Annotated in this window: 10 protein-coding genes; 3 read left to right on the top strand and 7 right to left on the bottom strand. The window is 33.3% G+C overall.

The genetic code is table 11. The annotated features are described in order from the left end of the window. Positions 1–244 precede the first annotated feature (244 nt). Positions 245–1636, top strand: a complete 1392-nt coding sequence (locus tag NLG42_RS10125) for a Kelch repeat-containing protein (protein WP_257683659.1) — start codon at positions 245–247, stop codon at positions 1634–1636. Between the two features lie 86 nt (positions 1637–1722). Here NLG42_RS10125 and NLG42_RS10120 read toward each other — a convergent pair whose 3' ends face one another. Next, on the bottom strand, positions 1723–2325 hold the full coding sequence (locus NLG42_RS10120) for an NAD(P)H-dependent oxidoreductase (protein ID WP_257683658.1): 603 nt from the start codon (positions 2323–2325) through the stop codon (positions 1723–1725). Positions 2326–2420: 95 nt separating this feature from the next. On the opposite strand from NLG42_RS10120, the gene NLG42_RS10115 reads away from it, so the two are divergent. Beyond that, a complete protein-coding gene (locus NLG42_RS10115; protein ID WP_089059278.1) occupies positions 2421–2753 on the top strand; it encodes a winged helix-turn-helix transcriptional regulator in 333 nt (110 codons plus the stop codon). 80 nt (positions 2754–2833) lie between these two features. Here the strand turns inward: NLG42_RS10115 and NLG42_RS10110 are convergent, their stop codons facing one another. The 4 genes from NLG42_RS10110 to NLG42_RS10095 form a co-directional block, all read right to left on the bottom strand. Beyond that, positions 2834–5098, bottom strand: coding sequence for an aconitate hydratase (locus NLG42_RS10110; protein ID WP_099720102.1), 2265 nt, complete (start codon positions 5096–5098; stop codon positions 2834–2836). Between the two features lie 118 nt (positions 5099–5216). Next, a complete protein-coding gene (locus NLG42_RS10105) occupies positions 5217–7988 on the bottom strand; it encodes a bifunctional aconitate hydratase 2/2-methylisocitrate dehydratase (RefSeq protein WP_089059276.1) in 2772 nt (923 codons plus the stop codon). A gap of 406 nt (positions 7989–8394) precedes the next feature. Next, positions 8395–9348, bottom strand: coding sequence for an AAA family ATPase (locus tag NLG42_RS10100; protein WP_089059275.1), 954 nt, complete (start codon positions 9346–9348; stop codon positions 8395–8397). A gap of 78 nt (positions 9349–9426) precedes the next feature. After that, positions 9427–10857, bottom strand: coding sequence for a peptidylprolyl isomerase (locus NLG42_RS10095; protein WP_257683657.1), 1431 nt, complete (start codon positions 10855–10857; stop codon positions 9427–9429). A 328-nt stretch (positions 10858–11185) separates the two neighbouring features. Between NLG42_RS10095 and NLG42_RS10090 the strand changes: the two genes are divergently transcribed. After that, complete coding sequence (locus tag NLG42_RS10090; protein ID WP_089059273.1) at positions 11186–12778, top strand: peptide chain release factor 3; 1593 nt, start codon at positions 11186–11188, stop codon at positions 12776–12778. A 77-nt stretch (positions 12779–12855) separates the two neighbouring features. On the opposite strand, the gene NLG42_RS10085 is transcribed toward NLG42_RS10090, so the two are convergent. Then, complete coding sequence (locus NLG42_RS10085; protein ID WP_257683656.1) at positions 12856–13590, bottom strand: hypothetical protein; 735 nt, start codon at positions 13588–13590, stop codon at positions 12856–12858. 346 nt (positions 13591–13936) lie between these two features. Further along, a complete protein-coding gene (locus NLG42_RS10080) occupies positions 13937–14248 on the bottom strand; it encodes a DUF3467 domain-containing protein (protein ID WP_012024017.1) in 312 nt (103 codons plus the stop codon). Positions 14249–14256 lie beyond the last annotated feature (8 nt).

Below are 14256 nucleotides of genomic sequence, written 5' to 3'. Positions count from 1 at the left end.
CACCTATTAAAGTTTATCTATCTTTTTTAAGTTTAGATAACAATTTAAACTCAAAAAGAGCAACTATATTACCTAAAAAGCGAATTTAACTTTTTAAAGTAAAAAACACACTATTTTTAACAACTAATTCACTTCATTTTAACAAGTACGGCATTAAAATTGTGTCAAATTTTTGAATTGCAGTTTTTTAAACAAAAATAATGTTCCAAAAGAGATTTATCCTTAACTTAACTAATAAAAACTTGTGAAAAAATTACTCTTCATCTTTCTTTTATCTTCGTTTTTATCAAATGCTCAAAATACTGAAGGAACTGTAGTTTCTACAAGCAATCAACCTATTTCAGATGTAAATATCGTTTGTTCTTCAAAAAACTTTAAAACATTGAGTGATAGAAAAGGGAAGTTTATGATACGAAAAGAATCAAGCTTTAATGAAACTGATACTTTACAATTCTCTCATATTGGATACCAAATTTCTAAAATTTCATTTAAAGAGCTTAGAAAGCTTAATTTTAAAATTTATCTGAAAGAAGAAACAGAAAATTTATCTGAAATAGCTGTTTCTGCGAATGGCAAATTAAAATTAAAATCGAAAATTGCTTTTACGAAATTGGCTCCTTTAAAAAATGCTATTTATTCTTTTGGGTCTCTGGTAAAAGATGGTAAAATTTATATTATTGGAGGCGACGCTTCTTATGAATCTGATGCTTTTCAAAAGGCGAAGGATAAAACAGTAAATACTGATACCGAAATTTTCATGAGAACTTTTTATGATGAACTTCGTCGTCAAGAAGGCTCTCATTCATATAGAGGTGATTTTTTGATTTATGACATCAATGCTGACAGCTGGCAGACTTCTGAAATAAAATTCAAAAAAAGAGCTTATAATAAACTCCATTATTACGATAACAAGATTTATGTTTTGGGAGGAAAGCGAATATCAAGGAATGCTAAATTTGAATATTTAGAAAATGAAATTGAAGTTCTTGATTTAAGCAAAAATACAATTACGATTGATAAGACTAATCCGCATCAGGCAGTCAATTTTTCTTCGTTTACTTATAAAGACAATATTATTGTTATGGGAGGTTCAATAAAAACAACTCTAAAAGGTAAAAAAACTTTCACTAACAAAGTTCGTTTTTACAATATTCCTTCTGGCTTGTGGTATGAACTTTCGGATATGCCGACTGCGAAAGAAGCAAATGGTGTTTTAATAGGAGATAAAATTTATTTAATTGGCGGAAATAATGGACAACCTTTATCTGAAATAGTAAGTTTGAATTTGCTTGATGAAAAATGGCAAAACGAAGGAGAACTTTTTTCTCCTCTAGAAAACCCCGCAGTAACTTCTCAAGGCAATATAATTTACATTTTTAACGATCGAAGATTATATGTGTATGACGTAAATTCAAATCAGTTAAAAGAATACTTAATTGATCTTGAGTTGAAATCCTCGACAATGCATTTTTACGGAGACAAATTATACATAATTGGCGGTTACACTTACAATGAATACAGCACGAATCCTTCTGCTGCCACTTATAGTATTTCTGTTGATGAATTCGAAAACACGAAGCCAATCCGCATTAAAACCTTAATCCAAAAAACGCCTTTAGTTAAAGAGAATCAATAGTTTTTTTGAAAACTACTTCCCTTGCCCAGATAGAATCGACATAAAAATAAAAAACAGGTACTATAGAAATGACACCTGTTTTCAATTTAAATAGAATGTACAACCTCATCCAGTTCAAAACGAGATTTTGGCAAAACCGTTGGATGCGCCCAATCACTTAAATCAGCATATCCAACCGTAACAGAAAATAGCGGTGCATACCCATCTTGCGGCAATATTTGCTTATAACCCTCTATGTTTATTCCTTCCATTGGTGTAGCATCAAGTCCCATACTTATGCAAGCACTCAAAAAATAACCTAATGAAAGATACACTTGATGTTCCATCCAGGATTTCGTTGCCACATCTCCATTCGATTTTACCATTGGTTCGTAAAAAAGAGTTCTCCATGCTTCTGGAAGAATAGAGATATTTCGTTTCTCAAAATGCTCAATATCTTCTATTACACTAAACACCACTAAAAGACCAACATCGTTAATAGATTGTTCGTTCATATAGGATTGGGCAGCTAGTTCTCTTTTTACTGTTTCGTTGGTCACAAAAGTAAACTTCCACGGCTGGCTGTTTATAGAAGAAGGACTTAATCGAATGATCTCTTTCAACTCTTCAATTTGTTCTGGTGTAATCTTTTTGGCCGCATCATACTTTTTTGTTGCGTACCTGCTCTTTGCAAGGTCTAAAAAACTCATATCTTTAATTTTTTATTTATACTATACTTTTTATTGTTACAAAACTAAGTATAGTAAACTATCTTTGCAATAACGGTTAAAATTGATAGTAACAGATGTATAGTATAGACAACAAAGAATATCCTTGCAGTACAAGCCTAACAATGAAATATATAGGCGGCAAATGGAAAGCAGTAATTCTTATTCATTTAATCGAAAAAAAGCGATATAGTGAATTAAGAAAAGAATGTAAAGTTATTACAGAACGAACATTAAGCCTTCAACTGAAAGAACTTGAAGAAGATGGGCTTATAACACGAACTGTTCACACAAATAAACCACCATTAAGGGTAGATTATGAATTAACTTCGTTTGGCAGAACACTTATTCCATTACTTAAAGCCATTGCTCAATGGGGAAGCGAAACTGCTGAAACCTTAAAGCTTTAAATAAATTAGTTTCTAATTATAATAAATAAAAAACGCTCTGTTTTCACAGAACGTTTTTAGTATAATTGATCTAAAAAATATTAAGCTTTACCGGCAGCAATTAAGTTTAATGCCGATCCTGCAACGAACCAGCCAATTTGCCCTTCATTATACGTATGGTTAGCCAAGATAATATCTTTTGTGCCATCTGTATGAACAAATTCTAACGTTAATGGTTTTCCTGGTGCAAATTCCGTTAAGTCTAAGAAATTGATTGTATCATCTTCTTGAATCTTATCGTAATCTGCTTCGTTTGCAAAAGTCAATCCTAAAAGACCTTGTTTTTTAAGGTTTGTTTCATGGATACGAGCGAAAGATTTTACCAATACCGCTTTTACACCTAAGAAACGAGGTTCCATAGCGGCATGTTCACGAGAAGAACCTTCTCCGTAATTATGATCTCCAACAACGATAGACGGAACTCCAGCTGCTTTGTATGCACGAGCAACGGCAGGCACAGCATCATATTTTCCTGTTAGTTGATTTTTAACTGAATTTGTTTTTTGGTTGTAAGCATTTACAGCTCCAATCAACATATTATTCGAAATATTATCTAAATGTCCGCGGAAACGCAACCATGGTCCAGCCATAGAAATATGGTCTGTTGTACATTTTCCGAATGCTTTGATTAATAATTTAGCACCTGTAATATTTTTTCCATCCCAAGCATCAAAAGGAGCTAACAGCTGTAATCGTTCTGATGTAGGACTAACTACTACCTGAACTCCTGAACCATCTGCTGCTGGAGCTTGAAATCCTGGATCTTCAGCATAGAAACCTTTAGAAGGAAGCTCATCTCCTGTTGGAGCATCCAGCATTACTTCTTCGCCGTCTTCATTGATTAATTTATCTGTTAATGGATTAAAACTTAAATCACCAGCGATTGCCATTGCTGTTACTAATTCTGGCGAACCTACGAAAGCTAACGTATTAGGATTACCATCAGCACGTTTTGAAAAGTTACGATTGAAAGAATGAACAATTGTATTTCTCTCTTCTTTTTCTGCTCCTTCTCTATCCCACATACCAATACATGGTCCGCAGGCATTGGCAAAAACAGTTGCTCCAATTTTGTGGAATGTATCTATAAATCCGTCTCTTTCGATAGTTGAACGAACCACTTCAGAACCTGGAGTAATCGTAAATTCTGCTTTTGTTTTTAAATTCTTATCTGCTACTTGTTTCGCTAATGAAGCGGCACGAGAAATATCTTCATATGAAGAGTTGGTACATGAACCTATTAAACCAACCTGAATTTGCAATGGCCAGTTGTTTTTAATCGCTTCTTCTTTCATTTTAGAAATTGGAGTAGCTAAATCTGGCGTAAACGGACCATTTAAGTGCGGCTCTAGTTCAGATAAATTGATTTCGATAACTTGATCAAAATATTTTTCTGGTTCAGCATATACTTCTGGATCTCCTGTTAAATATGAAGCAATTTTATCGGCAGCATCAGCAACATCGGCTCTGTTTGTAGAACGCAGGTAACGTCCCATTGAAGCATCGTAACCAAAAGTTGATGTAGTAGCTCCAATTTCAGCGCCCATATTACAAATTGTTCCCTTTCCTGTACACGACATAGAAGTTGCTCCTTCTCCAAAATATTCAACAATAGCACCTGTACCACCTTTTACGGTAAGAATACCTGCCACTTTAAGAATAACATCTTTGGGAGCAGTCCATCCTGATAATTTACCAGTTAATTTAACTCCAATTAATTTAGGAAATTTAAGTTCCCATGCCATTCCCGACATTACATCTACAGCATCGGCACCACCAACTCCAATAGCAACCATTCCTAATCCTCCAGCATTTACCGTGTGAGAATCGGTACCAATCATCATTCCTCCAGGGAAAGCGTAATTTTCAAGTACTACTTGGTGAATAATTCCTGCTCCTGGTTTCCAAAAACCAATTCCGTACTTATTTGAAACTGATGATAAGAAGTCAAAAACTTCATTACTTTGTGTTTTTGCTCTGGCCAAATCTGTTGCAGCATCTACTTTTGCTTGAATCAAGTGATCACAGTGTACTGTCGTAGGAACTGCTACTTTAGATTTACCTGCATGCATAAACTGCAATAATGCCATTTGTGCTGTCGCATCTTGACACGCTACACGGTCTGGTGCAAAATCAACATAATCAATACCTCTTCCAAACGCTTTGGTTGGATTACCATCCCAAAGGTGATTGTATAAAATTTTCTCCGTTAATGTAAGTGGACGGCCAACAATCTCGCGTGCTTTATCAACACGACTCGGCATGTTCTCATACACTTTTTTAATCATTTCAATATCAAAAGCCATAAGTATTTGTTTTTGTTTTTTTTTATTTTGAACATGACAAGTTACAAAAAATAGAGCAGCTATAAAAGAAAAAGCCCGAGTTTATCACTCGGGCTTTTAAATATTAACAATCGTAGGATTACATAACTAACTGTTTGTTAGAAGGTGCAAACTTAGTCAAGTTGATGCCTTCTACAGCAGTTGTATACTCTTCTAATGTTGGAGTTCTACCTAAAATTGTAGATAAAACCACAACTGGTGTAGATGATAGTAATGATTCTCCTTTTTTACCTTCAGTATCTTCTACAACTCTTCCTTGGAAAAGACGAGTTGAAGTTGCCATTACTGTATCTCCTTTTGCTGCTTTCTCTTGGTTACCCATACATAGGTTACATCCTGGACGCTCTAAATATAGCATGTTCTCATATTCAGTACGAGCAGCACCTTTAGGCGCATTATCGTCAAATTCGAAACCAGAATATCTTTGTAAAACTTCCCAGTCACCTTCTGCTTTAAGCTCATCTACAATGTTGTAAGTAGGCGGTGCTACTACAAGAGGAGCATTAAATTCAACTTTTCCAGTTTGTGCTTCTACGTTTTTCAACATTTGAGCAAGGATTTTCATATCTCCTTTATGAACCATACAAGAACCGATAAATCCAAGATCTACTTTTTTCTCTCCACCGTAGAAAGATAAAGGTCTAATGGTATCGTGAGTATATCTTTTAGAAACATCTTTATTATTTACATCTGGATCAGCAATCATTGGCTCAGAAATCAGATCAAGATCTACTACAACTTCAGCATAATATTTAGCATTAGCATCTGGTGTTAAAGCTGGTTTCTCAGCAGACTTAATTTCTGCAATTCTCTTATCTGCTTTATTGATCAATCCTTGAAGAACACGTTTTTCGTTATCCATTCCTTTATCAATCATGATTTGGATTCTGCCCTTTGCAATTTCCAATGACTCGATCAAAGTATCATCTTCGGAAATACAGATAGAAGCTTTTGCTTTCATCTCAGCAGTCCAGTCAGTAAATGTAAAGGCTTGGTCAGCGGTAAGTGTACCAATGTGAACCTCAATGATTCTTCCTTGGAATACATTTTCTCCTCCAAATTGGTGAAGCATTTGCGCTTGTGTAGCGTGAACCACATCACGGAAATCCATATAACCTTTCATGTCTCCTTTGAAAGTTACTTTTACAGATTCTGGAATTGGCATTGAAGCTTCTCCAGTAGCAAGAGCAAGAGCAACTGTTCCTGAGTCAGCTCCAAAAGCTACCCCTTTTGACATTCTTGTATGAGAGTCACCACCAATAATGATAGCCCACTCATCAATAGTGATATCATTAAGTACTTTATGAATAACGTCAGTCATTGCATGGTAAACACCTTTCGGGTCACGAGCTGTAATTAATCCGAAATCGTTCATGAATTTCATCAATTTTGGAATGTTTGCCTGCGCTTTTTTATCCCAAACCGAAGCAGTGTGACAACCTGATTGGTATGCACCATCAACGATTGGTGAAATTACTGTTGCAGCCATAGATTCTAATTCCTGAGCAGTCATAAGACCTGTAGTATCTTGCGAACCTACGATATTAACTTCTACACGAACATCTGAACCAGCATGCAATACTTTACCTGGAGTAATACCTACTGCATTTTTGTTGAAGATTTTCTCTACTGCAGTAAGACCTTGTCCCGCATGAGAAATTTCTTTTGATGGAGCAAATACAAGAGGTGCTTCAACATTTAAAACTTTTGCTGCAAGTGTTTGAAGTTTTTTACCAAATACAATCGCATACGAACCACCAGCTTTAATAAATTCCATTTTTTGAGGCGTAAATGCCTTAGAAATGTCTATTAATTCTTGATCTCCGTTATATAATTTTTTCTCTTTAATATTAATTGTAAGCACTGTTCCTGTAGCAACAGAATATGCTTGCTCTAAAATTGGCTCGTCATTTTCATTACGAACAACATTACCTTCTGCATCAACCTTTTTTACCCAGTTTTTAAGATCTAGACCAATACCACCAGTAACATCAACTGTTGTTAAGAAAATTGGAGAAATTCCGTTTGTACCACCAACGATTGGAGCGATGTTTACGAATGGAATATATGGGCTTGCTTGTTTTCCTGTCCAAAGAGCCACGTTATTTACACCTGACATTCTTGAAGAACCAACTCCCATTGTTCCTTTCTCTGCAATCAACATTACACTTTTGTCAGGATGTTGTGCTTGCAATTCTCTAATTTCTTTCTGCGCTTGCGGAGTAATCATACACTGACCGTGAAGCTCACGATCTGAACGCGAGTGAGCTTGATTACCCGGAGAAAGTAAATCTGTTGAAATATCACCTTCACCAGCAATAAAAGTTACAACCTTAACTTCATCTGCTACTTCTGGTAGTTTTGTAAAGAATTCTGCTTTTGCATAGCTTTCAAGAATTTCTTTTGCTATTGCGTTATTATTTTTGAATGCTTCTATTAAACGATCAGTATCTGCTTCATAAAGGAAAACTTGTGTTTTCAGCACTTTTGCTGCTTCTTCAGCAATTGCAGCGTCATTACCTAAAGCTAGATCTAGCAACACTTCAATAGAAGGCCCGCCTTTCATGTGTGATAATAATTCAAAAGCAAAAGTTGGAGTGATTTCTTTTACTAGTGACTCACCTAATATGATTTCTTTTAAAAACTTAGCTTTTTCACCAGCTGCACTTGTAGTACCCGGCAAAGTATTATAGATAAAAAACTTAAGAGAATCTTCTCTGTATTCGTTATCTAAATCTTTAATTTGCGAAATAATTTCGCTTACTAATTCTGCACCATCAATTGGCTTTGGGTGTAGTCCTTGGCCTTTTCTTTCTTCGATTTCTTTAATGTAATCTTTGTAAGTATTCATAATATGTTAGAAGTATTTTTGTTTTTTTGTACGCAAATTTAAATATTAAAGCCGAGAATTAAAAATAATATAATAGAAGTCGCGATTTCAAAAATTATTATTATTAAAAAACGATTTTCACTACTTGTTTTTGTCAAAATATCAGTTTTACATTAAAAAAATGAATTATTGATATTTTAAAAACTTTTCTTTAGCAAAGTCGAAATTAGGCATAATAATGTAAGTGAGATTTTACTTCTATTTTAGGACAGAACAGTTCTAAATAAGCAATTATAACGTTATAGTTGCGCTTTTACGCATCAATTTTGCCTTTCGTTCGGAATCAAAAATTCAATACTTTTTCCAAATCAAAACAAAAAAGCCTGATAGTATTTATCAGGCTTTTTTACAATCTAAATCGTATAATTTACATCAGCTTTTTAATAATAACTTCTTCAGTTATTCCTTCAGCGTCGGCTTTATAATTTTTAATAATTCTATGTCGCAAAATTCCAGTTGCTACCGCTTTAACATCTTCAATATCCGGCGAAAACTTACCATTGAAAGCAGCATGAGCTTTTGCCGCTAAAATTAAATTTTGCGATGCTCTTGGTCCTGCTCCCCAATCTAAATAATTCTTCACAAAATCATTAGACAATGAATTATCAGGACGTGTTTTACTTACTAAAGTAACTGCATATTCAACAACATTATCTGCCACAGGAATTCTACGAATCAAATGCTGAAAATCAATAATTTCCTGTGCCGTAAACAAAGGCTTAACTTCAACTTTATTATCAGATGTTGTTTGTTTAACTACTTTTACTTCTTCTTCAAAAGTTGGATACTCTAATTTAATAGCAAACATAAAACGGTCTAACTGCGCTTCAGGCAATGGATAAGTTCCCTCCTGCTCAATTGGATTTTGCGTTGCTAATACAAAATAAGGCAAATCTAATTTATAATTATGTCCCGCAATTGTAACTGAACGCTCTTGCATTGCTTCAAGCAATGCTGCTTGTGTTTTTGGAGGCGTTCTATTAATCTCATCTGCCAAAATAATATTAGAAAATATTGGCCCTTTTATAAACTTAAAATGCCTGTTTTCATCCAAAATTTCACTTCCTAAAATATCTGAAGGCATTAAATCTGGTGTAAACTGAATTCTTTTAAAATCTAAACCTAAAGCTTGTGCCAAAGTATTTATCATTAATGTTTTTGCCAGTCCCGGAACACCAATTAAAAGTGCATGTCCGCCAGAAAATATACAAAGTAAAATTTCGTCAATTACGGCATCCTGCCCTACAATTACTTTTGCTATTTCGTTTTTTAATTCATTGCGTTTCTGAACTAAATTATGAATTGCTGTTACATCAGACATTTATAAGTGTATTTAAAATTAAAAAGAGTCAGCTTTATGAATTCATAAAACTAACTCTTTTTCTTTATTTAATAAAAATTATTTTTTCAACCAATTGTTTGCAAAAGTACAATCTCTGTACTCTCCAATAATTTTAATGTAAGTGTCTTTAATTTTAGTATCAAACCATTTCGCGATTGCATTGATTTGTTTTTCTTTTAAAGCTAATTCTTTAATTTTAGTATAATCTTTAGCATAATCTGCTGTATGGTCGTTAATTCTATTAGTAACCGTAATTAACTTATACGTTTTCTTTCCTTTGTCATCAGTATTTAAAATTGGCTGAGAAACTTCATCATCTTTTAAATTTGAAACCTGACTGTATAAAGTTGGATCCATTTTAGTCAATTCAAAACGAGTATCCTGTGTATTTGGATTTACCAAAGTTCCACCGTTTGCTCTTGTTTCTTTTTCATCTGATTCAGTTCTTGCTGCTTCTGCAAAAGTGATCGTTTTACTTACAATTTTAGCTCTAATGTTTGCAGCTCTTTCTTTTGCTTCTTTCAAAGCATTTTCAGAAACTGTAGGAGCAATTAATATGTGACGTAATTCAACTTCTTGTCCTTTAATTTTATCAACCATAATGATATGGAATCCAAAAATAGTTTCGAACGGTGCTGAAATTTCGCCTTCCTGTAAACTAAATGCAACGTCTTTAAATTCTTTTACAAAAGGTGTTTTACGTGTCATTTTGTAATAACCTCCATTAGGTGAAGATGCAGGATCTTGCGAGTACAAAACTGCCTTTGTAGCGAAACTAGATCCTTCTAAAACGTCTTTTCGAATATCATTTAATCGATCTATTACTTTTTGTTTATCCTCTTTAGAAACTGCTGGATCAACAACAATCTGTGCTACTTCCATCTCAGCACCAAAAGTCGGCAATTCATCTTTTGGTATTTTTTTAAAGAAATTACGAACTTCCTCAGGAGTTATCTCAACATCTTTAACAATTTTATCTCTCATTTCTGAGGCTAATTTTTGCTCTTTCAATATGTCGGCAAAATAAGTTTTAAACTCTTCAACTGAGCTCTTTTTATAGTATTCTACAACTTTATTGATGTCTCCAACTTGTTGTATCATATAATTCAATCGCTCATCCATCATTCCTCTAACCTCTGCATCGCTTACAACGATACTATCCTGAATTGCTTGATGTGCATATAATTTATCTTCTAATAATTTTCCAAGCATTTGGCATCTTGTAATATCTTTTATATTACCTCCTTGACTTGCAATTTCTAAGTAACCTTTATCAATATCAGAATCTAAAACAATATAATCTCCAACAGTTGCAATAATACCATCAATTTTCTGTTTTTGCCCCGTATGAAGTTCTGCAGGTTTCTCGGCCACAGGATCCTTAATAATTTCCTGAGCTGAAATCACGGAGTTGAAAAAAAGTAAAAAACACATTGTTAAGACTAGTCTATAACCAATTGTTTTTAGCTGTAATTTTTTTAATAACATTATTTTAAATTTAATTTGAATGTAAAGATCTGTATTGTCTGTAATCTAGCCAACTATTCTAATTTCTAAAAAGCCAAAATAGTTAATTTCTATTTATTTTACTTAAAACGAACAAAAATAACAATTCAATTACATAATACAACTATCAGCCATACTATTAACAAAAAATTATATGCATTCTAGAAACTAATATACTAAAAAGAATTAGTTGGAGAATTTTTGATGTGATATCTATCTAAAATCCAAAACGTCAACTCTAAAAACAGAGTCGCATTTATTTTTAAATCGGCGTAATTAATAGTACTTTTGCAACCTATTTATATAAAATATGAGTTTTTTAAAAGAAATACAACGCAGAAGAACATTTGGAATTATCTCGCATCCTGATGCCGGTAAAACAACTTTAACGGAAAAATTATTGTTGTTTGGAGGTGCTATTCAGGAAGCTGGAGCTGTAAAAAATAATAAAATTAAAAAAGGAGCAACGAGTGATTTCATGGAAATCGAACGCCAAAGAGGTATTTCGGTTTCGACTTCTGTACTTGCTTTCAATTATAAAGACAAAAAAATCAATATTCTTGATACTCCGGGACACAAGGATTTTGCCGAAGATACTTTTAGAACTTTAACAGCAGTTGATAGTGTAATTGTTGTTATTGACGTTGCAAAAGGGGTTGAGGAACAAACTGAAAAACTAGTTTCGGTTTGTAGAATGCGTAACATTCCTATGATTGTTTTCATCAACAAATTAGATCGTGAAGGTAAAGATGCTTTTGATTTGATGGATGAAGTAGAGCAAAAATTAGGATTAAAAGTTACTCCTTTAAGTTTCCCAATCGGAATGGGATATGATTTTCAGGGAATTTATAATCTTTGGGAACAAAATATAAATCTTTTTAGCGGAGACAGTCGTAAAAATATTGAAGAAACAATTGCTTTTTCTGATGTTCAAAACAATCCTGAATTAGATAAAATTGTTGGTCAAAAGGCTGCTGAAAAACTTCGTGAAGAATTAGAATTAATTGATGAAGTTTATCCAAAATTTGAGCGTCAGGATTATTTAGACGGAAAAATTCAACCTGTATTCTTTGGTTCTGCTTTGAACAATTTTGGTGTACGTGAATTATTAGATTGTTTCGTTACTATTGCTCCATCACCAAGACCAAAAGATTCTGAAACTCGTTTGGTTGATCCTGCAGAAGAAAAAATGACTGGCTTTGTTTTTAAAATCCATGCTAATATGGACCCAAAACACCGTGACCGTTTAGCGTTTATTAAAATTGTTTCTGGAACTTTTGAAAGAAATAAGCCTTATTACCACGTTCGCCAGAAGAAAAATTTAAAATTCTCAAGCCCAAATGCCTTTTTCGCTGAGAAAAAAGAAATCGTTGATATTTCTTATCCAGGAGATATTGTTGGTTTACATGATACTGGAAACTTTAAAATTGGAGATACTTTAACCGAAGGTGAAGTAATGAGTTTTAAAGGAATTCCAAGTTTCTCGCCAGAGCACTTTAGATACATTAATAATGCCGATCCGATGAAAGCTAAGCAATTAGAAAAAGGTGTCGATCAGCTAATGGATGAAGGTGTTGCGCAGCTATTTACTTTGGAGATGAATAATCGTAAAGTTATTGGAACGGTTGGAGCACTTCAATATGAGGTTATTCAATACCGTTTAGAACATGAATATGGTGCAAAATGTACTTATGAGAATTTCCCTGTACACAAAGCATGCTGGGTAAAACCTGATGACGCGAAGAACGAAGAATTTAAAGAGTTTAAGCGTATCAAGCAAAAATTCTTAGCTCACGATAAATATGGTCAATTGGTATTCTTAGCTGATTCTGATTTTACAATTCAAATGACACAAAGTAAATATCCAAGTGTAAAATTATACTTCACCTCTGAATTTGATTAATTTCTTTTTCGAGTAAAAATATAAAATAGGCTGTCTAATATTAGACAGCCTATTTTTTTTATTTCCACAAATAGATACTACCTTGTATAATTAATCCCCAATCCACCAGCAATATAAATTTTTGTAAGCTCTTCCGAATCTATAATAATATCTTGCATCAATACATTATTCTTAACTGATTTTACAGAAAAAGGAATCTCTTTTGAAAGATAATAATCGTTGCCGCTAATTGTAACCATTAAGCTTTTACAACTTTTCAGAACTGTTACAGCTATAGAAAACTCTCCTGTTCTTGTGTTTATTTTCACAGGATTCTCTGAGCTATTAACAGAAAGCATCAAATTTGAATATGTTTCTCTATCGAAAGGTTTATTTGTTTTCCTTTCTAACAATTTTCCTCTTATCGTGATCAAAACTTCTTCATTTACAGTTTGATTATAAGCAATTTTACCCAACTTATAAACATTTGGTTTTGGACAGTCTATTTCAGTTTTAACAGGCTCCTTTTCTTGGGCAGTTAAACTTGAAGCAATCATAACAGACGCTGCCATTGCAGCATATTTAAAATTATTAATCTTTGAAGTTTCATTGTACTCGAACTCCTTATTAAGCTGTGTAACTTTTAGTCGAGCACAAATGTTTTGATCTCTAGTTTCTGCAATAAATTTCGCAACTTCAGAATTCGTTTTTTTACTCAAATCGACTACATTTTTCATACAAGAATCACAAAATGAACCGCTTGCATTAGGAATCATTTTATCAAAATTTTCTGAACATGGACTTGCTATTTCTAAGGTGAATTTCTTTTTCATACCGCACTCTGTTTATATTAAAATCCTTTATTTCGGTTCTTACTTATATAGAGTACCTTTTTTATAAAAAGGTTGGAAAGGGATAAGAAAATATTTTTTAAAAAAAGCACTTCATTTTAAAACATAAAAAAAGCACTAATAAAATTAGTGCTTTTTTAAACTTTGAATTAAATCAACCTTAATAAGTCATTATATTTCAAAAATTAATCTTTCATAGGAAGAGTTAATTTAAAACAATCGAAAGGCAAAAAGAAATTTAGTCGACGAATGCAAATTAAATCAGATAAACTGCAGTTTATTCAAAACTAAATATAAAAAAAGCCCCATAAAATGGGGCTTTTAAAATTTATGCTTGTCCTGCCGGACCAAAATTAAGCGGAATTGGTGCTTGTTCCGTTTCTTTGATTTCGCCATGGGCAGCTTCAAATCGATGGATATTTTCACCTATTGCTCGCAATAATCTTTTAGCATGTTGTGGTGTCAAGACAATTCTTGACTTTACCTTGGCTTTAGGAATACCGGGCATAATGCTCACAAAATCTAAAACAAACTCTGATGATGAGTGATTTATAATCGCAAGATTAGAATAAATTCCTTCCGCAATAGTTTCATCTAACTCAATATTAATTTGCTCTTGTTGTTGTTTCGGATTACTCATAGTTTCCT

This window comes from Flavobacterium plurextorum (genome assembly GCF_024638035.1).
In the GTDB taxonomy this organism is placed as follows: domain Bacteria; phylum Bacteroidota; class Bacteroidia; order Flavobacteriales; family Flavobacteriaceae; genus Flavobacterium; species Flavobacterium plurextorum.
This window is presented reverse-complemented; position numbering and strand designations above follow the sequence as displayed.

Bases quoted from the DNA above. Each gene is read 5' to 3' on its own strand.
- NLG42_RS10120 (WP_257683658.1), bottom strand. From the start codon at position 2,325: ATGAGTTTTTTAGACCTTGCAAAGAGCAGGTACGCAACAAAAAAGTAT.
- NLG42_RS10115 (WP_089059278.1), top strand. From the start codon at position 2,421: ATGTATAGTATAGACAACAAAGAATATCCTTGCAGTACAAGCCTAACA.
- NLG42_RS10110 (WP_099720102.1), bottom strand. From the start codon at position 5,098: ATGGCTTTTGATATTGAAATGATTAAAAAAGTGTATGAGAACATGCCG.
- NLG42_RS10105 (WP_089059276.1), bottom strand. From the start codon at position 7,988: ATGAATACTTACAAAGATTACATTAAAGAAATCGAAGAAAGAAAAGGC.
- NLG42_RS10100 (WP_089059275.1), bottom strand. From the start codon at position 9,348: ATGTCTGATGTAACAGCAATTCATAATTTAGTTCAGAAACGCAATGAA.
- NLG42_RS10095 (WP_257683657.1), bottom strand. From the start codon at position 10,857: ATGTTATTAAAAAAATTACAGCTAAAAACAATTGGTTATAGACTAGTC.
- NLG42_RS10090 (WP_089059273.1), top strand. From the start codon at position 11,186: ATGAGTTTTTTAAAAGAAATACAACGCAGAAGAACATTTGGAATTATC.
- NLG42_RS10085 (WP_257683656.1), bottom strand. From the start codon at position 13,590: ATGAAAAAGAAATTCACCTTAGAAATAGCAAGTCCATGTTCAGAAAAT.
- NLG42_RS10080 (WP_012024017.1), bottom strand. From the start codon at position 14,248: ATGAGTAATCCGAAACAACAACAAGAGCAAATTAATATTGAGTTAGAT.